Annotated in this window: 28 protein-coding genes; all 28 read right to left on the bottom strand. The window is 46.8% G+C overall.

The window, feature by feature from the left end; translation table 11 throughout:
* Positions 1-9 precede the first annotated feature (9 nt).
* Positions 10-1,101, bottom strand: coding sequence for a flagellar biosynthesis protein FlhB (gene flhB / locus KNP87_RS01885; RefSeq protein WP_214720648.1), 1,092 nt, complete (start codon positions 1,099-1,101; stop codon positions 10-12).
* A 1-nt stretch (position 1,102) separates the two neighbouring features.
* A complete protein-coding gene (gene fliR, locus KNP87_RS01880; RefSeq protein ID WP_353049346.1) occupies positions 1,103-1,846 on the bottom strand; it encodes a flagellar biosynthetic protein FliR in 744 nt (247 codons plus the stop codon).
* A 20-nt stretch (positions 1,847-1,866) separates the two neighbouring features.
* The gene (gene fliQ / locus KNP87_RS01875) at positions 1,867-2,139 is read right to left on the bottom strand and encodes a flagellar biosynthesis protein FliQ (protein WP_012370733.1); all 273 of its coding nucleotides are present in this window, start codon (positions 2,137-2,139) and stop codon (positions 1,867-1,869) included.
* A 10-nt stretch (positions 2,140-2,149) separates the two neighbouring features.
* Positions 2,150-2,818: a flagellar type III secretion system pore protein FliP gene (gene fliP, locus KNP87_RS01870; protein ID WP_028106027.1), complete on the bottom strand. Its 669-nt coding sequence runs from the start codon at positions 2,816-2,818 to the stop codon at positions 2,150-2,152.
* Positions 2,815-3,309, bottom strand: a complete 495-nt coding sequence (locus KNP87_RS01865; RefSeq protein WP_214720647.1) for a flagellar biosynthetic protein FliO — start codon at positions 3,307-3,309, stop codon at positions 2,815-2,817. The genes fliP and KNP87_RS01865 overlap by 4 nt, the downstream gene beginning before the upstream one ends.
* A complete protein-coding gene (locus KNP87_RS01860) occupies positions 3,306-3,671 on the bottom strand; it encodes a response regulator (RefSeq protein ID WP_026832642.1) in 366 nt (121 codons plus the stop codon). The genes KNP87_RS01865 and KNP87_RS01860 overlap by 4 nt, the downstream gene beginning before the upstream one ends.
* A 12-nt stretch (positions 3,672-3,683) precedes the next feature.
* Positions 3,684-4,814, bottom strand: coding sequence for a flagellar motor switch phosphatase FliY (fliY, locus tag KNP87_RS01855; protein WP_214720646.1), 1,131 nt, complete (start codon positions 4,812-4,814; stop codon positions 3,684-3,686).
* Position 4,815: 1 nt separating this feature from the next.
* Positions 4,816-5,799 carry a flagellar motor switch protein FliM gene (fliM, locus tag KNP87_RS01850; protein WP_012370738.1) on the bottom strand — a complete coding sequence of 328 codons (984 nt, stop codon included), beginning with the start codon at positions 5,797-5,799 and terminating at the stop codon, positions 4,816-4,818.
* Positions 5,800-5,808: 9 nt separating this feature from the next.
* A complete protein-coding gene (locus KNP87_RS01845) occupies positions 5,809-6,258 on the bottom strand; it encodes a flagellar basal body-associated FliL family protein (RefSeq protein WP_028106024.1) in 450 nt (149 codons plus the stop codon).
* Entirely contained in the window at positions 6,233-6,469 is a 237-nt protein-coding gene (locus KNP87_RS01840) for a flagellar FlbD family protein (RefSeq protein WP_026832639.1), read from the bottom strand. Before KNP87_RS01840 ends, KNP87_RS01845 begins: the two co-directional genes overlap by 26 nt.
* Positions 6,466-7,302, bottom strand: a complete 837-nt coding sequence (flgG, locus tag KNP87_RS01835; RefSeq protein WP_214720645.1) for a flagellar basal body rod protein FlgG — start codon at positions 7,300-7,302, stop codon at positions 6,466-6,468. The genes KNP87_RS01840 and flgG overlap by 4 nt, the downstream gene beginning before the upstream one ends.
* Complete coding sequence (locus KNP87_RS01830) at positions 7,302-7,772, bottom strand: flagellar hook capping FlgD N-terminal domain-containing protein (protein ID WP_214720644.1); 471 nt, start codon at positions 7,770-7,772, stop codon at positions 7,302-7,304. Before KNP87_RS01830 ends, flgG begins: the two co-directional genes overlap by 1 nt.
* Complete coding sequence (locus tag KNP87_RS01825) at positions 7,765-8,931, bottom strand: flagellar hook-length control protein FliK (RefSeq protein ID WP_214720643.1); 1,167 nt, start codon at positions 8,929-8,931, stop codon at positions 7,765-7,767. The genes KNP87_RS01830 and KNP87_RS01825 overlap by 8 nt, the downstream gene beginning before the upstream one ends.
* A gap of 16 nt (positions 8,932-8,947) precedes the next feature.
* The gene (locus tag KNP87_RS01820) at positions 8,948-9,502 is read right to left on the bottom strand and encodes a MotE family protein (protein WP_214720642.1); all 555 of its coding nucleotides are present in this window, start codon (positions 9,500-9,502) and stop codon (positions 8,948-8,950) included.
* Entirely contained in the window at positions 9,499-9,933 is a 435-nt protein-coding gene (locus tag KNP87_RS01815; protein ID WP_214720641.1) for a flagellar export protein FliJ, read from the bottom strand. Before KNP87_RS01815 ends, KNP87_RS01820 begins: the two co-directional genes overlap by 4 nt.
* A 13-nt stretch (positions 9,934-9,946) precedes the next feature.
* Entirely contained in the window at positions 9,947-11,260 is a 1,314-nt protein-coding gene (gene fliI, locus KNP87_RS01810; protein ID WP_214720640.1) for a flagellar protein export ATPase FliI, read from the bottom strand.
* Positions 11,253-11,978 (bottom strand): FliH/SctL family protein, encoded by a 726-nt coding sequence (locus KNP87_RS01805; protein ID WP_214720639.1) that lies wholly within the window; start codon positions 11,976-11,978, stop codon positions 11,253-11,255. Before KNP87_RS01805 ends, fliI begins: the two co-directional genes overlap by 8 nt.
* Positions 11,962-12,969, bottom strand: a complete 1,008-nt coding sequence (gene fliG / locus KNP87_RS01800) for a flagellar motor switch protein FliG (RefSeq protein ID WP_028106017.1) — start codon at positions 12,967-12,969, stop codon at positions 11,962-11,964. The genes KNP87_RS01805 and fliG overlap by 17 nt, the downstream gene beginning before the upstream one ends.
* A gap of 4 nt (positions 12,970-12,973) precedes the next feature.
* Complete coding sequence (fliF, locus tag KNP87_RS01795; protein ID WP_214720638.1) at positions 12,974-14,542, bottom strand: flagellar basal-body MS-ring/collar protein FliF; 1,569 nt, start codon at positions 14,540-14,542, stop codon at positions 12,974-12,976.
* A gap of 28 nt (positions 14,543-14,570) precedes the next feature.
* A complete protein-coding gene (fliE, locus tag KNP87_RS01790) occupies positions 14,571-14,858 on the bottom strand; it encodes a flagellar hook-basal body complex protein FliE (RefSeq protein ID WP_026832629.1) in 288 nt (95 codons plus the stop codon).
* A 16-nt stretch (positions 14,859-14,874) separates the two neighbouring features.
* Positions 14,875-15,273 (bottom strand): flagellar basal body rod protein FlgC, encoded by a 399-nt coding sequence (gene flgC / locus KNP87_RS01785; protein ID WP_026832628.1) that lies wholly within the window; start codon positions 15,271-15,273, stop codon positions 14,875-14,877.
* A gap of 3 nt (positions 15,274-15,276) precedes the next feature.
* Complete coding sequence (flgB, locus tag KNP87_RS01780) at positions 15,277-15,639, bottom strand: flagellar basal body rod protein FlgB (RefSeq protein ID WP_028106015.1); 363 nt, start codon at positions 15,637-15,639, stop codon at positions 15,277-15,279.
* Positions 15,640-15,891: 252 nt separating this feature from the next.
* A complete protein-coding gene (codY, locus tag KNP87_RS01775; protein WP_026832626.1) occupies positions 15,892-16,671 on the bottom strand; it encodes a GTP-sensing pleiotropic transcriptional regulator CodY in 780 nt (259 codons plus the stop codon).
* A gap of 16 nt (positions 16,672-16,687) precedes the next feature.
* A complete protein-coding gene (gene hslU, locus KNP87_RS01770; RefSeq protein WP_026832625.1) occupies positions 16,688-18,064 on the bottom strand; it encodes an ATP-dependent protease ATPase subunit HslU in 1,377 nt (458 codons plus the stop codon).
* Positions 18,051-18,602 (bottom strand): ATP-dependent protease subunit HslV, encoded by a 552-nt coding sequence (gene hslV, locus KNP87_RS01765; protein ID WP_026832624.1) that lies wholly within the window; start codon positions 18,600-18,602, stop codon positions 18,051-18,053. The genes hslU and hslV overlap by 14 nt, the downstream gene beginning before the upstream one ends.
* A 13-nt stretch (positions 18,603-18,615) precedes the next feature.
* Entirely contained in the window at positions 18,616-19,494 is an 879-nt protein-coding gene (locus KNP87_RS01760) for a tyrosine-type recombinase/integrase (RefSeq protein ID WP_026832623.1), read from the bottom strand.
* A 172-nt stretch (positions 19,495-19,666) separates the two neighbouring features.
* Positions 19,667-20,971: an FADH(2)-oxidizing methylenetetrahydrofolate--tRNA-(uracil(54)-C(5))-methyltransferase TrmFO gene (gene trmFO / locus KNP87_RS01755; RefSeq protein WP_026832622.1), complete on the bottom strand. Its 1,305-nt coding sequence runs from the start codon at positions 20,969-20,971 to the stop codon at positions 19,667-19,669.
* A gap of 3 nt (positions 20,972-20,974) precedes the next feature.
* Positions 20,975-23,071 (bottom strand): type I DNA topoisomerase, encoded by a 2,097-nt coding sequence (gene topA / locus KNP87_RS01750; protein WP_026832621.1) that lies wholly within the window; start codon positions 23,069-23,071, stop codon positions 20,975-20,977.
* Between the last annotated feature and the right edge of the window lie 23 nt (positions 23,072-23,094).

Raw genomic sequence — 23,094 nt, 5'->3', positions numbered from 1 at the left:
TTCATCCTTTCATTTCGCTTGTTTCATTTGATAGACAAAGGCAAGTGTTTCAGCGAGTGCCTGATAAAATGATTCATCCACTGCCATTCCTATTTCTGATTTTGCGAATAATGCTCGTGCGAGCGGTCTGTTTTCAATAATGGGAATCTCAGCGGCTGTCGCCTTCTCCCGAATTCGGAATGCGACAGCATCCACTCCCTTGGCAACGACGATCGGTGCTGCATGCTTGCCGTCATCATATTGAATCGCCACCGCATAATGGGTCGGATTCGTAATGACAACATCGGCATTCGGTATTTCTTGCATCATCCGCCGCATCGCCATTTCACGTTGTTGCTGTTTGATTTTTCCTTTAATCTGCGGATCACCTTCTGTATTTTTATGCTCGTCTTTTAAATCTTGTTTACTCATCCGGATCGATTTTTCAAAATCGAACTTTTGATAGGCAAAATCAAGAATCGCCAGCGCAATCAAGGCAATACTGACCGACATGCCGAGTAAAAAAGTTAAGTGACCCACAATTGCCAAGGCGTCTCCAATCGGTTCCGATGTCAGTCGTGAAATTTCGACCTTGTTGTTCCATAAGACGGTTCCGCTGGTCACACCAATGACAAGGAGTTTAAAAACTGATTTTAAAAATTCAATGAATGCTTTCATACTGACGATCCGTTTTACACCTTGCAACGGATTGATCCGATCCAGTTTCGGTTGAATTGATTCCGCACTGAGCAGGGCACCGATTTGCACGAAATTTCCTAAAATTCCGATTACGACGGCGGTCAAGAAGAATGGTGCGACGAGAATCGCCATCTGAACCAACATCTCAATCATGATTTCCTGGATCCGCCCCTCTTCGACTGCGACCAATACCGTTTGGGCACTTAATCCATCTTCCAGCACCATGACGAATCGTTTCCCTAAAAACGGACCAAAGAAAAACAGCACTAAAAACATCGCAAATAACATCAGACTGCTCGTCAAATCGGCTGATTTTGCTACCTGACCTTTTTTACGAGAGTCATCCCGTTTTCGCGGGGAAGCTTTTTCTGTCTTTTCGCCTGCAAAATACTGAAGGTCGAGAGTTAATTTATACGTCTTCATCTCAACCTCCCAGTAATTGAATCGCGTCCGACAATAATTCTTGTAACAGCGGGATGAATCGAGAAATCCCGGTAATCATCGCGCCGGCCAGTAAAAACAAAATGGCGTAACCCATCAGTAGTTTAACGGAGAAACCAATCGCAAAGATGTTGAACTGGGGCGCTGTTTTAGCTAAAAATCCAAGTGCCAAATCGACCAGAAACAAGGAGACGACTAACGGCATAGCCATCTGTAACGCCGTCAACATCGCAAGACCGATGATGCGGACGACTAAACTCATGCCCGCTTCGCCGGAAACCTGGATCGCACTGCCAGGCGGAAAAATTTGAAAGCTCGTATAAACACCGTCCAGTAAAATCAAATGCATATCGGACGCAAGCAGCACGAGGAGTGTCATCATGTAATAAAATCGACCGACAATCGGTGATTGTCCTCCAAACATCGGATCATACGCCGAGGCCATCGCAAGACCCATCTGTAAATCAATGATGGATCCGGCAATTTGTGGTGCATAGAGCAAGAAACTGGCGAGTAAACCGAGCGCCAGTCCGATGATGACTTCTGTGCCCATCCGGAAAAAGAAATCGATGTCATCCACTTGGACATTCGTCTTGACCGCATAACTCGCAAAATAAGCGAGTCCGGCGGCAATCGCCAATTTATGCTGAGCCGGTAACTGTTTGGATGAAAACAACGGGGCTGCGACAAGAAAACCGACGAGTCGACCAAAAACGAGTAAAAACACACTCACAAAGGACAATAACGTCATTTTCGTGAAACCTCGGCAATCTGTTTGAAAATTTCAATCGTAAACGTTTTTAACTCTTCCATGATCCACGGTCCGAAAAAGACAAGCGCTAAGAAGACGGCAACGATTTTTGGAACAAACGATAACGTCTGTTCTTGAATTTGAGTCGTCGCTTGCAGAATACTGACGAGAAGACCCACGACGAGTGAGACGAGCAAGAGCGGTGCCGACACCTTAAGCAACGTCCAAACCGCTGAACTTGCCAACTGAATAATCATTTCCTGCGTCATGTCGTCCCCCCTATCGCATGCTGACCAGCAGAGACTCGACAATCAAATGCCAACCATCTACTAAAATAAACAGTAATAATTTAAACGGTAAGGCAATCATGACAGGCGGTAACATCATCATCCCCATTGACATCAAGACACTCGAAACGACCATATCGATGACTAAAAATGGAATGAAGATCATAAAGCCGATTTGGAAAGCCGTCTTCAATTCACTGATCGCATAGGCTGGTACCAACGCAACGAGCGGGATATCCTCGACTTTTTCCGGTTTTTCATAATTGCCGTATTTCAAAAATAATTCTAAATCATTGGTCCGTGTATACTGCGACATAAAACGTTTCATCGTCCCGCCGGCCTCTTCAAAGGCTTCGTCCTGACTGATTTTGTCATCCATATACGGCTGAAGTGCCGTCGTGTTCAGTTCCGTCAAAACGGGTGCCATGACGAACAACGTAATGAACAAGGCCAGTCCAACCAGCAGTTGGTTGGGAGGTGTCTGTTGCGTCCCGAGTGCCGAACGGACAAAGGACAAGACAACGATGACACGGGTGAAACAGGTCATTAAAATCAACAAAGATGGAGCAAGCGATAACAATGTAAGTAAGACTAACAGTTTGATGGACGTCGCTGTATCCGACGGTGTATCGAGCGAAATCAGATTTTCAATCGTCGTCATGACTGCCCTCGATTCTTCTGGAACTGCTCCAGCTGTTGCTTAAACGATTCCAGAAATGGAGACGCAGACGACGGGGTTGTGTTGTCCGGAAGATCTGCAGACGATGTCCACTCATCATCGTCTTCAATCGTATCGAGCAATTCAACATTCTGACCGACACCGACCACATAGATCTTCCCGTGAACCTTGACAAGCTGAACGGATCGATCTTTACCGAGCGGCACGCCTCCGAGATGCGAAAGACGGCTCGAATGACGGACTCCTTTTGTCCGTTCATTGATGAAACGGACGGCAAGTAAAAACCCGCCAATTAAGACTACGAGGGCCACGACGACTTTTACGACCGTGACCACCGTCGATGACCCGTCGACCTGTTGTGTTGTAGGTTCGTTATTCTTAGATGGATTCAAATTCTCTTCTACTGTTTCCGCACCCGCATGGTTCGTCAGCAATAACAGGAGAAGACAGGTCAAACAGGCCAATCTTCTCATGACGAAACGGTTTTCGAAACGGCTTCGAGTACCCGATCCGCTTGGAACGGTTTGACGATGAAATCTTTTGCCCCTGCTTGAATCGCGTCAATAACCATCGATTGTTGTCCCATCGCTGAACACATGATGACTTTCGCAGCCGGGTTAAACGCTTTGATTTCCTTCAAAGCAGAAATTCCGTCCATTTCCGGCATCGTGATGTCGAGTGTGACGAGATCCGGAGATAACTCTTTGTATTTCGAAACAGCCTCACGACCGTTTTCCGCTTCCCCAACGACGTCGTATCCATTTTTCGATAAAATTTCCTTAATCATCATTCGCATGAAAGCTGCGTCATCTACGATCAAAACTTTTGCACTCATCCTATTTCCTCCTTAGAACATCCGCAGACGTTCTTTTGTATTGACGATCTCTGTAATCCGTACACCGAAGTTTTCTTCGATGACGACGACTTCACCTGTTGCAATCAATGTATTGTTTACGAATACGTCGACCGGTTCACCTGCTAATTTATCGAGTTCAATGATTGAACCTTGCGTCAGTTCCAAAATATCCCGGACCGAGCGGCGGGTCCGTCCAAGCTCAACGGTGACGTTCAACGGGACATCGTACAGCATCCCGATATTTCCCGGTGGACCTTCTTGTTGCACATCGGAAAACTGACCGAATTGAACGGGACTGACACCGACTGGCTCTTTTTTCGGTTCCGGTGGCGCTTCATACCGTGGTTCCGGTTGCACCTGAGACGCGGCCGGCTGTTCTTGGGCCGGCTCAGGTCTACTGACTGGAGCCGCTGGAGCCGGCTCGGTTGTTGTCGTACTGGCACTGAATAATTTCTGAATCAATTGTTTGGAAAATTCAAGAGGTGCCAACTGTACGATTTTGGAGTCAATCAGTGTCCCGATTTTTAAATCAAACTCAATGATGACCATGCTCTCCCATAACGAGAAGCTGTCAACGATACTTTTTTCTTGCGAGAAGTCAAAGATCTCAACCGCAGGTGGCGAAATATCGATTCGCATCGAGAAGACGGTCGACATCGAAGTCGCTGCCGCACCCATCATTTGGTTCATCGCTTCCTGAACCGCTGATAACGCAATCGGCTCCATCTCTAAACTTTCGTCGACGACACCGTCTCCACCCATCATCAAATTCGCAATGACGGAAGCATCCCGTTGCGTTAAAATCAAGACATTTTCGCCTTTAAAGCCTTCCGTATAGCCGACACGAAGGGCGACGTGTGGAATCGGATACCGACTCCGCAACTCTTCCATCGTAATCATTCGGACGTGCGGTGTTGTGATTTCAACTTTTTGATTCAATAAGGCGGATAAGGCGGTCGCCGAATTACCAAGCGAGATATTCCCGACTTCGCCGAGTGCATCAATTTCCATGTCGTCCAATTGACTTAATTCATCTGTCGAACCTGTGTCAGTTGGTTCGTCAGCTGATGGGGTCCCGCGTAATAACGCATCGATTTCATCTTGCGAAAGCATATCGCTCATGTTATTCCTCCTCAATTCGTTGTAAGACTTGTAAAGCGAGATGCTTCCCATTCAGACCAGGTCGCGCTTTGAACATTTTCCGATCATCGACGAACAATTCAACCGGATCGGATGTACGTGTCTGCAGGGACAGGCAGTCGCCTACCTCGAGGTGTAACAATTCTCCAAACGAAAGTTCCGTCTGGCCGAGCACTGCTTTCAAATCGACGATTGATCCCATCAACTGTGTTTGCATATGTTCCGACTCTTGATTATCGGCTGACTTTCGTTTTTCTTGTTGCATCCAAAAGTGGCTGGATAGTTTTGGAATGATCGGTTCGAGTGTCACGAACGGCAGACAGACGTTCAGCGTCCCGCTGACCTCACCGACCGTCACATAAATCGAGACAAGAATGACCGTCTCATTCGGCGAAACGAGTTGGAGAAACTGCGGATTAATCTCTAAATCGTCATATTCCGCTTCGATCTCCGCAATCGATTCCCATGCTGCACCGTACTGGACAAAAGCCCGCTTAAACAGTTGCGTTAAAATCCGTGTCTCGATTTCAGTCAAATTCTCAATTTTGTTCATCCCTTCGCCCGGTCCACCAAGCAGTCGGTCAAGCATCGCATAGGCGATGTTCGGATTGACTTCAAAGATGACCCGTCCATCCAGTGGATGGAGGTTAACGAGATTGATCAACGTCATGTTCGGAATCGAATGGATGAATTCGTCATACGGCAGTTGTTCCACTGTGTTGACCGTAAACTGGACGTACGTCCGAAGTTGTGCTGAGAAATGCGTCGTCAGAACCCGAGCGAATTGCTCGTGGATTCGTGTCAGGTTACGCATCTGATCTTTAGAGAATCGTAACGCCCGTTTAAAGTCATACACTTTTACCCGTCGTTCCTCTTCTTGACTGCGTATTTCCTCGACTTCCATATCTCCGCTTGAAATGGCTGATAGCAGGGCGTCAATTTCATGTTGTGATAATACTTCGCTCATGCGCCCACCTCACTGGATGATTTTTTTCGTCGTGTAGACACGTTGAACATCGCCTTCTTGCAGAAGCTTTTTAAATTGCCCCCGTAATTTTTCTTCCAGCTTCGCCATGTCTTGTTTTGAATCCAAATCTTGTTTTTTCATCGAAGCCAAGTCTCCTAAGATGATGTTGTTGATTTGGAATTTTCGTAACTCTAACTCTTCCCGTGTCGCCGCATCATCCGTGACGATCGTGAACTGAACATTTAAAAATCGTTCGTCTGCGATGTTCGTCGTCAAGTCATCGGTTTGAAAACTTCGTTCCTCAAGTTCGGCACCGGTCGGTTGTTCTACTTTTGCTTCCGTCGCATCACTCGTTAACAAGTATTTCGAAAGCATATACCCGGCACCGACCATCATGATTGCGACGATGATCATGATGAGTGGTAATTTTAATTTACTCTTCTTCTTTTCTTCTGCCATCTTCGAGCCTCCTAGCACTGTTCAAGCCCGTTAAACCGACTTGTCGGTAAAAGTCGATTGTCGCTGCTTTTACCTCTTCTAACGATTCCTTTACGACATAAGTCTGTCCCCCGACCAGTTGAATCGTGGTATCGGGTGTTGACCGGACCGCTTCAATCAAGATTGCATTTAAGACAAGCGGTGCTTCACGTAATGTCGTCAGCGTGATCATCGTTTGAGATTGACGAGTTCTTCTAAAATTTGATCAGACGTCGTGATGATTCGCGTATTCGCTTGGAATCCACGTTGGGCAATGATCATTTCCGTGAATTCTTCCGATAAATCGACGTTCGACATTTCCAGCGTTCCGGATGTCAATTGTCCCAGACCATTTGTGCTTGGTGTCGCCGATGTCGGTAAACCAGAGTTTTGTGAAATCGAGTATAAGTTTGAACCTGACTTCTCCAGACCACCCGGGTTCGGGAAGTTTGCTAACGAGATATAACCTGCTTGTTGAAGCGTTCCTGCCGGGTCAACATAAGTGACGAGACCATCTTTTGCAATTGCCAGGTTCTGTGCATTAGCCGGAATTTGAATTGTTTTGTAGTCGCCGCCTAACGGAATTGTTGGTGTGCCCAAAGGACCGGCATTGTTCGATCCAATGACGTAGTTCCCGTCTCCCGTTACTAAATTTCCGTCAAGATCAGTATAGAAGTTACCAGACCGCGCATAACGAACACCGTCAGCCGTTTGAATCTGGAAAAAACCTTCGCCCGAAATGGCGATATCCAGTGTACGGCCTGTATTTTGTAACGCCCCTTGATTCGAGACACTGTCAACCGTCGACATCGATGCTCCGAGTCCGACCTGTTTCGGGTTTGCCCCACCGACTCCACCACCGTTACCTGATGCAGAACCGACGGATTGACTGACAAGATCCTTAAACGTGACACGGCCTTTTTTATATCCAAACGTATTGACGTTGGCGATGTTATTCCCGACCACGTCTAATTTCGTTTGGAAGTTCTTTAACCCACTGATTCCTGAATACATTGAACGTAACATTATTTTTCCTCCTTTGTTTTGATCTCAGTCAGGTCGTAGACACTGACGCTTTTTCCGTTCGATAACTCGGCGATGATGTCGACTCCGTCGCGTTTGACACTCAAAACGCTCGCTGTTTCTTTGACAGTCGACGTCGTATCTGCTCCAGAGGCATCTTTTGTGACGGTCTCACTTTCATAACTGACGGATTTTCCAATCAGGTTACTGTACGTCATCAAAGCACCCGCATGTTGATTGAGCATCATCGTTTCAATCCCTTTACCAATCGATTGCATCTGTTCGAGTGAAGAAAACTGCGCCATTTGGGAGATGAACTCTTTATCTTCCATCGGGGCGGTCGGATCCTGATTCGATAACTGGGCAATCAGAATTTTCATGAACATGTCTTTGTCCATCGAATTACTGGATGGTACTTTTGTTTTCTCCGGTAACTGGTAAGACGATGCCTCATTTTTGATGGGATCAGTCATCTTCATCCTCCTCTGGTTCTTCCTCGTAAGGTACAGGTTCTTCTTGTTGCCGTTCTCGGCGTTCCTGCGGTAATCCTTGTTCAAACTCCTTTACGTTCGCAGCAAGCAGTCCCGTTTCGACTTTGACGAGTGGTGCTTGTGCTTGCAAGGACGTATGCAGTTTTCCAAGCTGTTGATCCATCAGTTGCTTAGCTTGTTCTGTTGCTGCAAATAGCTTGACCGTCAACATTCCTTCTTTACGATCCAGCTGGACGACGACTTCACCCAACTGCTCGGGATACAAACGAATCGACATCCGGGTCGAGCCATCAGCGCCTTTTAAAAAGGGGGCTTGTTTGAGAGCCGCTTCGATTCGGTTGGCCAATTGTTCATCGACACTCGGGTTCGGAACCAGATTACGTGTGAGTGTCGGTGTCGCTAACGTCATCCGGTCGATTTTTAATCCAGTTAACGCGACCGGTTGTTCTTTCCCTTCCGGATCAGCCACTACTTTCATTGGTTCAAGTCCTTTTTTCCCCTCAATCCATGTCTTGACTGTACTGCCCATTAACTCTGCCGAAACAGGACGATTCAGAATCGGTGAATCGGCTGACTTCTGTCCGGTTTTAGCAATCCCTGTCCCTGTCGGATTCACCGCCGGGAGTGTGTTGAAGAGAACCACTGCTTTTGGATCCACATTCGCTCGGATCACCGGATTTCCAGTCACCTCTTTAGGGGAGGTGTTCTCTTTGATTACGCTGACAATCGACGAGACAGCGGCTACAATCGCTTGTTGGACCGGAGGTGATACCTGTTGCAACAAATCCAGTGCTTGCTCGCCTTGCCCCTCTTGCATCGTTTTAATGAACTGAATCAATTCCATCGCCTTTTTTGGATCTTGTTTCAATTCTTCAAGGACAGGTTGGTCCAGTAATTGCAAGACCTGCTCGGGCTGCTTCGCCAATTGAAGCACAAGTTGTTCCACTTCTGCTTCATTCATGGATTCCACTGGCGTTGTGTTTTGTTCCTGTGACACGTTTTCCGATCCCGCTGTCGCCGTCTGTGCAAAATACTGCAGTAACGATGCAAAGTTTCCGACGCCCGTCGCTGGAATGTCCTTTCCGTTCAACTTCGTAATCGGTTTCGCTGTCTGTACCTGTTGCAGATCCATCAAATTCATCGTTTCGATTCACCTCTCATTCGACTGCCAACAATTGCGTCAAGGCGGCTGCTTTTTTAGGATCCATCTTTGCCATGATCGCGGCTTGTTGTTCAGCGTCAATGTCTTGGATGATTGGCACAACTTCCGTTGGGCTCAATTCATTTAAAATGTTAGCTGCTTCTTTTGGAGGCATTTCTGCGTAAACATCTGTCACATTTGCCGCCTTTTTTTTCTTGTCCGTCTCTTCGCTTGTTGCAGCGGGTGTAACAGGTGTTTTTTTCAACCGATCCCGCTCGGCAATTAACCGGACGACTTCCTGTTCTTTGGCTTGAAGGACGTCCGCTTGTTCTGTAGCTTGAACACGTAATTTCTTAATTTCTCCGTTCGCCAACTTCAAACGTTTTTCAAGATCGGCTTGTTGACTCGACGTTGACGATTGTGTGGTCGTTTCCTCAGAAGAAAAAGGCATTGAAAAAATCGGACGACCGTTTGCATAATTTAAGACCAGATAAGCTGTAAATAAGAGCAATAATAACGGAATGATCAATAACGGCAGAATCCATTGTTTTGATGATTTTTGATCACTCATGTCGTTCGCCTTCTTCCAAACTGTAATAAGGCCAATTCATCCATCTGATTTTGCTCGACCAGTGCAAGTGACCGCCGATTTTCTTCTAATTGATTGGATTGCAGTCGAGTAAATTTCTTTTCTTCGATTAATGCTTCTTTTAAATCGATTTGAGCCCGCTCATATTGGTTTTTAGCTTGTGTCACGTACAATTGTTGCCGCTCAATTTGTTGTTTAACGACATCGCGTGCACGCTCCCGGTACTGGGAGGCTAACAATTCAACGGCACCCGTCTCGTTTTGAGCTTTTAAAAACGCTTCATAACGAACCAGAAGGTGATACAATTTTTCAACTTCCACTTCATAGTGTTTCTTTTTTTCAGCAGTATGTTTTGAAACACGATCCTTTTCCGCCTCCGCCAAAGGGATGATGCGTTCATATATCGTCTTCATACTTGCACCTCCTTTAACGGATTGTCGTAATCAAACGATTCATTCCTTCTTCAAAATGAGATTTTTCTTCCACACGTTGTTTCAAAAACCCGATCAACTCGGGATACTTTTCGACCGCACGGTCAATCTCCTTATTCGTACCGCTTTTATAGGCACCGATATTGATTAAATCCTCTGCATCGAGATAAGTCGAAAGCAACTGCCGAAAGGTAATGGCACTGTCCTTATGTTCAGCAGATGTGATTTGATTCATGACCCGGCTGATCGAGCGCAACACATGAATCGCCGGATACTGCCCTTTGTTGGCCAAATTTCGATCCAACACGAAGTGACCGTCGAGAATTCCGCGAACTGCATCGGCAATCGGCTCATTCATGTCATCCCCGTCCACTAAAACCGTGTAAAAGGCGGTAATCGAACCTTCTGTCGTTTTCCCGCTGCGTTCGAGCAATTGAGGCAACAAGGCAAATACACTCGGCGTATACCCTTTTGATGCCGGCGGTTCTCCCGTTGCAAGACCAATCTCCCGTTGCGCCATGGCAAACCGGGTGACGGAGTCCATCATCAGCACGACATTTTTGCCTTGATCCCGGAAATACTCCGCAATCGCGGTTGCCGTATACGCGCCTTTCAGTCGGACGAGTGGCGGTTGATCACTGGTCGCTACGACGATGATCGACCGACTCATGCCTTCTTCACCGAGTTCCGCTTCGATGAATTCCTTCACTTCACGTCCCCGCTCACCAATCAGTGCAATGACGTTGATGTCGGCTGTCGAACGTTTCGCAATCATCCCAAGCAAGGTCGATTTCCCGACCCCGGAACCGGCAAACAGTCCAACCCGTTGCCCCTGACCGACCGTCAATAACCCATCAATGGCACGAATTCCGGTCGATAACACTTGATCAATCCGCGGACGATCCAATGGACTCGGTGGTTTACGGACGATTGACGTCGTTCGTAAATGTTTCAGTGACTCTCCGTCCAAGGAACGTCCTAATCCGTCGAGGACTTTGCCAATCAATTCTTCTCCGACCGGAACATGAAGTGGTTTCCCAGTTGCGATGACGATTGACCCGGGAGCAATAGCTGTCGTCTCACCGTACGGCATTAGCAAGACATGTCCTTCTCTGAATCCGACCACTTCCGCTTCGATTTCCTCTCCGCGATGAATCCGGATCAAACACCGTTCTCCGATTGCGACCGCTGTTGGTCCACGCGATTCAATCATCAATCCGATGACTTGCACGACTTTACCCGAATGTTGGACCAAATCTTCCGGACGGACATCCCGAATCGCGGCTTGTAATTTTTTGAGTTTATACATCCTGCAATACCTCAGATAACTGCGCTAGCAACAGATCATAACCGGCAGTCAATCCACCTGTAATCGCTCCGTTCTCCGAGTCAACCCGGAAGTCCCGCGCTGCCAGTTCCGGATCAATCCGCAGGCTGATGGTCGCCGTTCCGCCTAAAATCGTATGCAGTCGCTCCTCTAGTAAGACGACCCGTTCAAAGTCTTCAGCAGATGTGTAGACAATCAGTTTTTCACGATCGCGAAATTGCAGAATCAACTTATGAATGGTCTGATAGAGTGCTTCTTCGTCCGTATCATGTAGCCGCTCCAAAAACTGATGTGTCAGTTGCAGCGAAAGCGCACATAGTTCGTCTTCCATCATGACAATTCGGTCAGCAAACATTTGTTCAAGACGTTGCGTAAATTGATTCGTCTCTTCAATCCGTTGTTGATACACATTTTGTCCGGCTTGTTGCCCGGATTCAAAACCATCCGCATATCCTTGTTGTCGTGCTTCTTCTAGCACAGCGATTCGTTCTTGTTCCAGTGCAGCCCGCCGCGCCTGTTCTTGTTGTTCTAATACCGCTTGTTGTTGTTGCAGTCGTTCCTGTCCTTCATTCATCATCTCTTCATAAGAAACGACGGGTTCCGGATCAACTGTCTGCGGTGAGCTTGTCTGGTGAAAAATCGTTTTCTGATCCCGTTCAAAAACAATTTGCCGTTTAATGACGTTAGACAACGATATCATCTCCTCCACCACGCGCTACCACGATCTCACCCATATCTTCTAAGCGGCGAATGATGCCGACAATCCGACTTTGTGCTTCTTCAACATCACGCAACCGAACGGGGCCCATGAATTCCATGTCTTCTTTGAATGATTCGACCATTCGTTGCGACATGTTTCGGTACACCATTTCTTTGACGTCGTCTGAAGATACTTTAAGCGAAAGCAACAAGTCTTCATTCGATACTTCGCGGATGATGCGTTGAATGGCACGGGCATCGAGTGTGACGATGTCTTCAAAGACAAACATCCGTTTTTTGATTTCTTCTGCTAATTCCGGATCTTGAATTTCAAGCGTATCCAAAATGGTCCGTTCGGTTGTTCGATCGACACCGTTCAAGACTTGGACAACGGCTTCAATACCACCCGACTGGGCATAGTCTTGCATGCCGGCTTGTGACAGGTTCCGTTCCAGAATTTGTTCGACCTCACTGATGATTTCCGGATTCATCCGATCCATCGTCGCAATCCGTCGCGCCACATCCGATTGTGCTTCTGCCGGAAGTTCGGATAGAATTTGTCCCGATTTGGCCGGGTCCAGATGCGCTAATACCAAGGCGATTGTCTGCGGATGTTCATTTTGAATGAAATTCAGTAACTGCTTTGGATCCGCCTTTCTTGCGAATTCAAACGGTCTGACCTGCAAGGTCGATGTCAGGCGATAGATGAGCTCCATCGCCTTCTCTTCACCGAGCGCTTTTTCAAGAACCGATTTCGCAAATCCAATGCCGCCTTGTGTGATGTAGTTTTGTGCCATTGCCAACTCATGGAATTCTTCCAGCACTTCCAGTTTTTCTTCCGGATCAATCCGTTTCATACTGGAAATTTGTAAGGTCAGCCATTCCATTTCTTCTTCCGACAGATGTTTATAGACACTCGCTGCCACTTCCGGTCCAAGCGAAATCATTAAAATCGCAGCTTTTTCGCGACTGTTCATTTCTAATTTTTTCATGTCATCAATCCTCCGCTAACCATGTGCGTAATAACTTCGCAAATTCATCTGGATTAGATGAGGCAAGTTTTTCAAGCTGTTTCCGTTTGACTGCACCGTCACTTGTATCTTCCGTTGACAGCTCAGGAATATCCGTTTCAATCGGCGTCCACTCTTCCAGTTCCTCGATTTCAGCTGTTCGTTTTCTGCGCATCAAGAGGAAGATTGCACCTACTACCACCAATGCGGCAGCACCGAGTGCGAACCAGACCCACATCGGTGTCGTTTCCGTTGTCACCGTTTCTTTTGGTGTCTCAGCAAATGGACGAGACATGACGACGACTTTATTCGCCAGTTCTGCATCCGTTAACGTCGTTTTGGCATCTTCTTTTGTTAAAGATGTGCGAATGATGGAATACATCATCGTCTGAAGATCGGTTTGCAGTTGTGGATCGATTTGATTTTGACCTTTTGGTGGCTCGACGATGACTTGAATCCCCAAATCGCGGATTTCATAAGGCGCACCCGTGATTTGTTTCGTAATCCGATTCACTTCATAGTTGATGATATCGTGTGTTTTCTCACTGGTATCACCTGTCGTGCCGGTACCTTCCGGGAAGTTGATCGTTTCGTTCTCACCGGTTCCGGCTGTACCTTCGTTGGCTGCTCCTGTGTAGGCTTCCGCTACTTTTTCAGCAGACGTGACGATTCCTTCGATTTTATCCGGATCAACCGGTTCGACTAATTTTTGTTCTTCTTGGCGTTGGGTGACATCTACATCCGCTGTCACGGAAACCAAAGCCTTTTGTGGTCCTAGGACAACCGACAACATCTGTTGGATTTGTTTTCGTAAATCGTTTTCCGTCGTCTTTTTTAATTGCATCGGATCTGTACCACCAGCAGTCTGTGATCCTTTGCCCGGTTCATAGTACGTAAAGTATTGATCCATGATCGTAATGTTTTCCTCTTTTAAGTTCGGAATACTTTTTGCGATCAAATGGTACAGCCCTTGGACGGTCTGTTGATTCAAGTCACTCCCGGCACTAGACGTCAACACGACCGACACCGTTGAGGTTTCTTCCTGATCGGATAAAAAGACGCTTTTCTCAGGTAAGGTGATCATGACTTTTGCTGCGTCAATCCCGTTTACTTGTGTAATCAAGTTTTCAAGTTCGGTCTGCATCGTGTCGCGCTCTAAAATATTCATTTCTTTGTCCGTCGTTCCGAAACCGGCGTTTTCACTAAAGAAGGAATAATCGATTTGACCGGACTTTGGAATACCCGCTGTTGCGAGTTCAACTTTTAGGTTTTCAGCACTTTCTTCCGGGACAAGAATCGTCACACCGTCCGTACCGCTGACAACTTCTGACTTGACGCCGTCTTCATTTAATTTCTCTGTCACTTGACCTGCTTCTTCTGGAGAAAGTTTCGAATATAATGGCGTCATTGTTGGTTTCGTCAACCAGATCGATGCGACGATGATGGCTGCTATTACAATCAGAACCAATCCGATGATGGTCGCCTTTTTCGCCAGTGACCATTCTTGCCACGTCGTTTTTAATGCGCCAAAGCGCGTTTTTAGTCCTTCATTCATCAAACATCTCCCACGCTTTCCTCAACAATCACAGTTGCATACGCATCATTTCTTGGTATGCTTCGATGCCTTTATTGCGGACTTCGATAGCTAGCTGCATAGAAAGCGATGCTTCTTCTGTTTTGATCATGATGTTATGTAAGTCGGTTGTCTTTCCGGTCGCAAGATCGACCCGTGCCTGGGATGAAGCTTGTTGGGCCTCATTTAAGCCGTTCATGGCTTGACTCAATACTTCACTGAAATCACTTGGTGTCGTTTTTGCGACAGACTGAGACGGTAGGACCATCTGCATATTTTGAATCGGTTGAATCGCCATCTTGTCATCTCCTTTATTACTTACCGATTTCCATTGCTTTGACTAACATTGCTTTTGTTGCATTCAAGGCAGTGACATTCGCTTCATATGAGCGTGTCGCTCCCATCATATCGACCATTTCCTTTAATAAATCGACATTCGGCATTTTGACGTATCCTAAATCATCCGCATCTGGATGGTTCGGATTGTATTCTAGTTTGAACGGCTCTTGATCCTTTCGAATCTCACTCACGGTCACACCGTTGCCCGTTTCTTTTAAGACCGCCAATTTTCGGGCGTAAGGCTGCCATTCACCATTGACCAATTCCCCACGTGTCGTCTGAGCATTGGCGATATTCGCCGAAACGGTATCCAGTCGCAGTCGTTGTGCTGTCAGTCCCGTTGCAGATGTATGAAATCCTGAGAACATACTCATCGTTTAGCGTCCTCCCCGAATGACAGATTGAATGCCAGAGAATTTCCGGTTCAACTGTTCGACCAGTGCTTCATACTCAATCTGGTTGCGTGATAATTCAGACATTTCGAGATCAATATCGACACCATTGCCATCGTTACGCATCGCAGATGATTGTTCAACGATACTCCCAGAAGATCCAATCGTGGCGTGGCGTTTTAAACTCATTTTCATTTCCGAATTCAAGACATCCCCAAACACAAGACGTTTTGCTTTATAACCCGGGGTATCGACATTCGCAATATTTGTTGAAATTACTTTTTGCGCTGCCACCGTCCGATTGACGGCCTGTGTCATCGTTGCATAATCTGAACCAAGCCAGTTCATCATTCAACCTCCACTCTTATTTTTATATGGTAAAACTTAGTATTATACCGTAAGCGGTTAGTAATATATCTGAAATAATTGAAACAAATAGGTCAATGTTTGAAAAGAAGTTTTTTGAAAAAGAGGGGAATGAGATGTTAATTATTCGCTTTTTAAACCCTTTTCTTATAAAAATGATAAATAATACCTATAAAAAAAAGAAGACCCAGTACTTTACTAGGTCTTCTTCATAATTCTTACATTTCCCTTTTTTTAGTTCGATTTAATCCGTTCTAGTTCATAAAGGAAGTTATCGTTCAAGATTTTGATGTATGTGCCCTTCATTCCGAGTGAACGGGATTCAATGACACCGGCACTCTCCAGTTTACGAAGTGCATTGACGATGACTGAACGTGTAATACCGACACGATCCGCAATTTTCGAAGCAACGAGTAATCCTTCGTTCCCATCTAACTCTTCAAAGATGTGCTCGATGGCTTCAAGCTCCGAATAGGAGAGTGAATTGATTGCCATTTGAACGACCGCTTTCTTTCGCGCCTTGTCTTCTGCTTCATGTGCCTTTTCACGCAAGATTTCCATTCCGACGACGGTTGCTCCGTACTCTGCCAAAACAAGATCCTCTTCGTTGAAATCTTCGATCATTCGACCAAGAACAAGTGTTCCAAGGCGTTCTCCACCGCCGATGATTGGAACGATCGTTGTTTTTGATGTCTCAAACATCTCCCGGTTATCAATCGGAAAAGCCGTGTGCTCGCTGTCGATGGCAATGTTTGCCGTCGTTTCTGTTACGTTAAATAATTTTTTCGTGTAATCTTCCGGGAACTGGCGTTCTTCGAGGAAACCACGAATCCGTGCGTTTTCAATCTGTTGCTTGATCGCAATGCCGAGCAACTTTCCACGACGGCTGACAATGAATGTATTCGACTCCATGACTTCGCTTAAACGATCTGCCATGACCTTAAAGTCTACGTGTGTGCTTGCTTCTTGTTGTAACATCGTGTTGAGCTTTCGTGTTTTTGCCAGTAAATTCATGATTTTCTTCCTCCACTTATAAGATGAACTGACTTAGGTCACGATCATCTGCTACTTTTCCGACTCGATCCATGACATATTGCGGTGTAATGGTCACATCTGTTTCCGGCATATCTGCCGCTTCAAATGATAATTCTTCCAGCACACGCTCCATGATGGTATATAAACGGCGAGCACCGATATTATCTGTTTCATCATTCACTTGTGCCGCAATCCGTGCAATTTGACGGATGGCTTCTTCGGTAAAGGTCACATGTACCTGTTCCGCCCCAAGTAAGGCTTTGTATTGTTTGAGTAAAGCTTGGTTTGGTTCCGTCAGGATTTTAACGAAATCGTCTTCCGTCAGACTGTCGAGTTCCACCCGGATTGGAAAACGTCCCTGCAATTCGGGAATCAAATCGGACGGTTTTGCCATATGAAAGGCACCGGCTGCAATAAATAACATGTGATCAGTCTTGACCGGTCCATATTTTGTGACGACCGTTGACCCTTCGACAATCGGTAAGATGTCCCGCTGGACGCCTTCACGCGACACACCGGCACTGTCGTGACCTTTTGTCGCAATCTTATCGATTTCATCGACGAAGATGATGCCCATCTGTTCCGCGCGACGGACCGCTTCATCATGCACTTCATTTAAATCGAGTAACCGTTCCGCTTCTTCCGCCGTCAAAATCGGACGTGCCTCTTTGACGCTCAATTGACGCTTTTTCGTTTTCTTCGGCATCACTTGTCCGAGCATGTCTTGCAAGTTTGCTAGACCTTCCATCCCCTGTTGGCCGGAGAACAGATCCATTTGCCGCTCTTCGATGTCAACATCAATCATGCGGTCTTCTAGTTGACCTTGGAAAAGTTGTTGACGAATCACCGAGCGGTCTGCTGTATCGTTCGCAGTTTCTTGTTCAGGTGGTTTTTGGTTGCCTCCAAATAACATCTCAAACGGATTGCCGCCCCCAAGACCGGCGGAAGATTTTTTCCCGACCAGAGCATCGACGATTCGTTCGTTTGCGACTGCCTCGGCACGTTCTTTCAGGGCTTCTTTCTTCTCATCCTTTACGAGGCGAAGTGATGCCTCCACTAAATCACGGACCATCGATTCGACGTCTCGTCCGACATAGCCGACTTCCGTAAACTTTGTCGCTTCAATTTTGACGAACGGTGCCCGGACTAATTTCGCCAGTCGGCGCGCAATCTCCGTTTTACCGACGCCAGTCGGTCCGATCATCAAAATATTTTTAGGTGTCACTTCATCACGCAAACTTGGATCGAGTAATTGACGACGGTAACGATTACGAAGCGCAATCGCGACAGCCCGTTTGGCATCGGCTTGACCAATGACATGTTCATTTAGTTTTTCCACGATTTGTCTCGGTGTAAATTCATGCATCTGCACTTCCCCCAATCGTTTCTAAAATGATTTGATCATTCGTAAACACACATAGCTCTCCAGCTGTTTCAAGAGCCGCCCGTGCAATCTCTTCAGCCGTCAGATGTGCTGCATGGCGTACTAACGCCCGTCCTGCTGCCAGGGCATAGTTACCGCCTGAACCGATTGCTAGGATCCCATCATCCGGCTCAATCACTTCCCCGTTTCCGGATACAAGCAACAAATGACTGCCGTCCATGACGAGCAATAACGCTTCGAGTTGCCGTAACATCTTATCGCCACGCCATTCTTTTGCTAATTCGACGGCAGCTCGTTGCAGATTCCCGTTGTACATCTCGAGTTTCGCTTCAAACTTTTCAAATAGTGTGAACGCATCGGCAACACTTCCAGCAAAACCGGCAATCACTTTGCCGCCATAGAGACGTCGTACTTTTTTCGCACTTTTCTTCATGATGACTTGGTTTCCGAAGGTCACTTGTCCATCCCCGCTCATCGCGGATTGACCGTTATGTTGAATGGCAAAAATCGTCGTTGCATGAAACATTTTGTTTCCTCCCTTAGGCACGCGGATGCGCTTGCTGGTAAACATGACGAAGGCGTTCCGTCGTGACGTGTGTGTACTGTCCCGTTGTCGATAATGAAGCATGACCAAGCAATTCCTGTACAGCTCGTAAATCGGCTCCACGTTCCAGAAGATCTGTTGCAAAGCTATGTCGTAAGGCATGTGGTGTGACGTGTTTCGAAAGCAGGGGATCCCCTTTTTTGAGAATCTTTCGAATCCCGTCGGTCGTCAAACGCCGACCTGACCGGGAAAGAAACAAGGCCTGTTCATCACCCTCCATTGGTGTCCGCTCAACTAAGTAAGCGGCCAGCGCTTTTCTCGCAAACGATCCAATGGGTGTAATGCGTTCCTTTCTTCCTTTTCCATACACATGAACATATTCTAAATCCTGATCCAAATCCTTGAGGTTCAATCCGGCTAGTTCACTGACACGCATGCCAGTTGCATACAGCAATTCGATCAATGCCACGTTTCGGACACCAAACGCATCTGACGTCCGGAAAGCCTCCAGAAAACGTTCGTATTCGGACGGTACTAAAAACGTTGGTAACGTCTGAACACGTTTTGGTGCCTTCAGTCCGTCGAATGGATTCACGTTGTCCGTATCCCGTGTAATAAACCGTCCGAACTGTTTTAAGCAAGAGACTTTTTGAGCAATGGTCGATCTGGATGCGTTTTGATCGTAAAGGGCAAACAAATAACGCCGTGCAGTTGCCAATTCAATCGATCTCAGCTGATGATCGAGGCAAAAAGCGGCGTATTGTCGAAGTGTTTGATCATAAGAGCGGCCCGTATTTGGAGATAATTGACGTTCGATGTGTACATACCGCAAAAAAGATTTCCGCAGTAGGTCAAACTCTGAGTCTACTCCCATTAGTGAGCCTCCTTCTAACCATTTCATACTCGAATCGACCTTAGCATAGCATACCGGAAGTAGTCTGACAATAGACCAAAAACCAGAAAGATGACAAAATTATCACGCTTTTATGACAAATTAAGAAATGGGCGAAAAGAACGCTGAAATGCGCCTTTTCCCCCATCTTTTCTTACATATCTGTAAAGTCTTTGATTGCTTCGAGTGCCCGTTCGGCAAAGAGCGCATACTTCTCTGGTTTCTTCATGCGTCCGGTCTGTCCGACCAGCGCCGGAACAAGTCCGAAGTTTGCATTCATCGGTTGGAAGTTCTTTCCTTCCGTCGTCGTGATGTAGTGAGCCATTGCCCCCATCATCGTCTCTTTCGGGAAAGCCACCGGTTCTGCTTCATTGATCAGACGCGCTGCATTGATTCCTGCCATCAAACCAGAAGCGGCCGATTCGACATACCCTTCCACACCCGTCATTTGTCCGGCAAAGAACAAATCATGACGTGTCCGCGTTTGATAAGTCGGTTGGAGCAGGTTCGGCGAGTTCACAAACGTATTTCGGTGCATGACGCCATAGCGGACGATCTCTGCATTCTCAAGACCTGGAATCAGGCGGATGATCCGTTTTTGTTCGCCCCACTTCAGATGCGTTTGGAAACCGACCAGATTGAAAAGCGTACCGGCTGAATTATCTTGACGAAGTTGAACGACGGCATACGGACGTTTTCCGGTTTTCGGATCTTCGAGACCCACCGGTTTCATCGGTCCGAATAATAACGTCTTTGGTCCACGCGATGCAAGTACTTCAAACGGCATGCAGCCTTCAAAATAAATTTCTTTTTCGAATTCTTTTAGCGGAACGACTTCCGCTTGAATCAATTCGTTATGGAAATGCGTAAACTCTTCTTCTGTCATCGGACAGTTCAAGTAAGCGGCTTCGCCCTTGTCATAACGTGACTTGAGGTAGACCTTCTCCCGGTCGATCGTATCACCGTCAAGAATCGGTGCTGCGGCATCAAAGAAGTACAGGTAATCTTCTCCTGTGAACTGTTTTAATGACTCCGATAAAGCAGCACTCGTCAACGGACCCGTCGCAACGATGGTCGGACCGTCCGGAATCGCTTCAATCTCTTCATGATGAACGGTAACGTTCGGGTGATTCTTTAATGTCTCTGTCACGTATCCTGCAAAGTCATGGCGGTCGACGGCAAGTGCTCCACCTGCCGGAACACTCGCCAAGTCAGCTGCCTTCATGATCAAGGAATCCAATTGACGCATTTCTTCTTTTAATACACCGACTGCATTCGTCAATTGATTCGCCCGTAGTGAATTTGAACAAACGAGCTCTGCAAATTGATCCGTATGGTGAGCAGGGGTCTGCTTCACTGGTCGCATTTCATATAAATCTACTTGAACGCCACGTTTCGCAAGTTGCCATGCTGCTTCAGAACCTGCGAGTCCGGCGCCGATCACGGTTACTCGTTTCACCGGTCATTCCTCCTCTTGCTCCTGATCGATGCGTGTTTCATGATGTCCACAAGACGTACATTCTACTTTCACACCGTTCTTGATTTTCTTTTGTACCATCATACTGCTACAAACCGGACATGGTTCTTCGACCGGTTTATCCCATGAAACGAATTCACATTCCGGATAATTGGAACAGCCGTAGAACAGGCGGCCTTTTTTACTCCGGCGTTCCACAATCTCACCCGTTCCGCATGTCGGACATTTGACACCGATTTCGACTTGAATCGGTTTGGTGTTCCGGCATTCCGGGAAATTCGAGCACGCCATGAATTTACCATAACGGCCCATCTTGATGACCATTGCGTGCCCACAGACTTCACAGTCTTCTCCGGCTGGTTCATCCTTGATTTCGATTTTTTCAATCTCGGCTTCTGCCCGTGTCAAACGTTTCGCGAACGATTTATAAATCGGATCGACGACTTCTGTCCACTGCATATCACCCTTTTCGATCGCATCAAGCAAGGCTTCCATATCGGCCGTAAACTGGACGGTGATGAATTCTTGGAAGTAGTCGCTGATCATATCGATGACGAGTTCACCGAGTTCCGTCGGCAAGAATTTTTTCTCTTCCAGCGTCACATACCCACGTTTTTGAATCGTATCCAGTGTCGGAGCATACGTCGACGGACGACCAATCCCGAGTTCTTCCATCGCCCGGACAAGCCGTGCCTCTGTATAACGTGGCGGTGGTTGCGTGAAATGTTGTTTCGGTTCAATCATTTCTTGTTGCAACACTTCTCCATCGTCAAGTGGAGGCAATAACCCTTCCTTAACGTCAGTCACGGCTTCGTCGTCTGTATCCTCGATATAGACTTTCATGAATCCTGCGAACTTGACCGTTGAACCGTTTGCGCGGAACGTCACTCCGTTTGAGACAAGATCCACTTTTACGGTATCCAGGACGGCAGGTGCCATCTGGCTGGCGACAAACCGTTCCCAAATCAGTTTGTATAAACGGAACTGATCGCGTGACAAATACGATTTGACCAGTTGCGGATCCCGCATCGTGGATGTCGGACGAACGGCTTCGTGGGCATCTTGCGAATTTGCCGCTTTTTTCTCTTTCCGTTTCTCAACGGCAATGTATTCTTTTCCGTACGCATTTTCAATGAAGCCGTGCGCTTCGAGATTCGCCGTTTCAGAAGTTCGTGTCGAGTCTGTTCGCATGTAGGTGATCAAACCGACGGTCCCTTCTTTTCCGAGCTCGATTCCTTCATACAATTGCTGGGCAATCATCATCGTCTTCTTCGCTCGGAAATTCAGCTTACGCGCTGCTTCTTGTTGAAGCGAACTGGTCGTAAACGGAAGTGCCGGATTACGCCGCCGCTCTTTTTTCGTCACAGAATCAACGGTAAACGACTGGGAAAGTTGCGCCAACACTTCGTTGACCTCTTCTTCCGAGTGCAACTCACGTTTTTTGCCATCTATTCCATAAAAGTTTGCTTCTAGTTTTTCACCGTTGGCATCCAACTCGAGTTTGATCGTCCAGTACTCTTCTGGTAAAAAGGCATTGATTTCCTGTTCCCGGTCAATGATCATCTTCACCGCAACGGATTGAACACGTCCTGCAGATAATCCTTTTTTGATTTTTTTCCAAAGTAATGGACTCATGCTGTATCCCACAAGACGGTCCAAGATACGCCGTGCCTGTTGTGCATCGACAAGATCATAGTTGATCTTGCGGGGTCTCTTGAACGAATCTTTGATGGCATCTTTTGTGATCTCATTAAAGACGACCCGACATTCCGTCGATTCATCGACGCCGAGGGCTTTCGCCAAGTGCCAGGCAATCGCTTCCCCTTCACGGTCGGGGTCGGCCGCGAGATAAATTTTTTGTGCTTTTTTAGCCGCAGTTTTTAATTCTTTTAATACCGGACCTTTACCACGAATCGTAATATACTTCGGTTCATAGTCATGTTCAACGTCAACACCCATTTGGCTCTTTGGCAAATCGATAACATGCCCCATCGAAGCTTTCACGGTATAGTTCGAACCGAGATAACGTTTGATGGTTTTTGCCTTTGCAGGTGATTCGACGATTACTAGATATTTTGCCATTGCAATCGCTCCCTATTAGAGGC

The organism is Exiguobacterium sp. s192, from assembly GCF_018618795.1.
GTDB lineage: Bacteria > Bacillota > Bacilli > Exiguobacteriales > Exiguobacteriaceae > Exiguobacterium_A > Exiguobacterium_A undae.
This window is presented reverse-complemented; position numbering and strand designations above follow the sequence as displayed.

Coding starts and splice junctions, on each gene's coding strand:
- flhB (WP_214720648.1), bottom strand. CDS start 1,101: ATGAAGACGTATAAATTAACTCTCGACCTTCAGTATTTTGCAGGCGAA.
- fliQ (WP_012370733.1), bottom strand. CDS start 2,139: ATGACGCAGGAAATGATTATTCAGTTGGCAAGTTCAGCGGTTTGGACG.
- fliP (WP_028106027.1), bottom strand. CDS start 2,818: ATGACGACGATTGAAAATCTGATTTCGCTCGATACACCGTCGGATACA.
- KNP87_RS01865 (WP_214720647.1), bottom strand. CDS start 3,309: ATGAGAAGATTGGCCTGTTTGACCTGTCTTCTCCTGTTATTGCTGACG.
- KNP87_RS01860 (WP_026832642.1), bottom strand. CDS start 3,671: ATGAGTGCAAAAGTTTTGATCGTAGATGACGCAGCTTTCATGCGAATG.
- fliY (WP_214720646.1), bottom strand. CDS start 4,814: ATGAGCGATATGCTTTCGCAAGATGAAATCGATGCGTTATTACGCGGG.
- fliM (WP_012370738.1), bottom strand. CDS start 5,799: ATGAGCGAAGTATTATCACAACATGAAATTGACGCCCTGCTATCAGCC.
- KNP87_RS01845 (WP_028106024.1), bottom strand. CDS start 6,258: ATGGCAGAAGAAAAGAAGAAGAGTAAATTAAAATTACCACTCATCATG.
- KNP87_RS01840 (WP_026832639.1), bottom strand. CDS start 6,469: ATGATCACGCTGACGACATTACGTGAAGCACCGCTTGTCTTAAATGCA.
- flgG (WP_214720645.1), bottom strand. CDS start 7,302: ATGTTACGTTCAATGTATTCAGGAATCAGTGGGTTAAAGAACTTCCAA.
- KNP87_RS01830 (WP_214720644.1), bottom strand. CDS start 7,772: ATGACTGATCCCATCAAAAATGAGGCATCGTCTTACCAGTTACCGGAG.
- KNP87_RS01825 (WP_214720643.1), bottom strand. CDS start 8,931: ATGAATTTGATGGATCTGCAACAGGTACAGACAGCGAAACCGATTACG.
- KNP87_RS01820 (WP_214720642.1), bottom strand. CDS start 9,502: ATGAGTGATCAAAAATCATCAAAACAATGGATTCTGCCGTTATTGATC.
- KNP87_RS01815 (WP_214720641.1), bottom strand. CDS start 9,933: ATGAAGACGATATATGAACGCATCATCCCTTTGGCGGAGGCGGAAAAG.
- fliI (WP_214720640.1), bottom strand. CDS start 11,260: ATGTATAAACTCAAAAAATTACAAGCCGCGATTCGGGATGTCCGTCCG.
- KNP87_RS01805 (WP_214720639.1), bottom strand. CDS start 11,978: ATGATATCGTTGTCTAACGTCATTAAACGGCAAATTGTTTTTGAACGG.
- fliG (WP_028106017.1), bottom strand. CDS start 12,969: ATGAAAAAATTAGAAATGAACAGTCGCGAAAAAGCTGCGATTTTAATG.
- fliF (WP_214720638.1), bottom strand. CDS start 14,542: ATGAATGAAGGACTAAAAACGCGCTTTGGCGCATTAAAAACGACGTGG.
- fliE (WP_026832629.1), bottom strand. CDS start 14,858: ATGGCGATTCAACCGATTCAAAATATGCAGATGGTCCTACCGTCTCAG.
- flgC (WP_026832628.1), bottom strand. CDS start 15,273: ATGAGTATGTTCTCAGGATTTCATACATCTGCAACGGGACTGACAGCA.
- flgB (WP_028106015.1), bottom strand. CDS start 15,639: ATGAACTGGCTTGGTTCAGATTATGCAACGATGACACAGGCCGTCAAT.
- codY (WP_026832626.1), bottom strand. CDS start 16,671: ATGAATTTACTGGCAAAAACACGAAAGCTCAACACGATGTTACAACAA.
- hslV (WP_026832624.1), bottom strand. CDS start 18,602: ATGTTTCATGCAACGACGATTTTTGCCATTCAACATAACGGTCAATCC.
- KNP87_RS01760 (WP_026832623.1), bottom strand. CDS start 19,494: ATGGGAGTAGACTCAGAGTTTGACCTACTGCGGAAATCTTTTTTGCGG.
- topA (WP_026832621.1), bottom strand. CDS start 23,071: ATGGCAAAATATCTAGTAATCGTCGAATCACCTGCAAAGGCAAAAACC.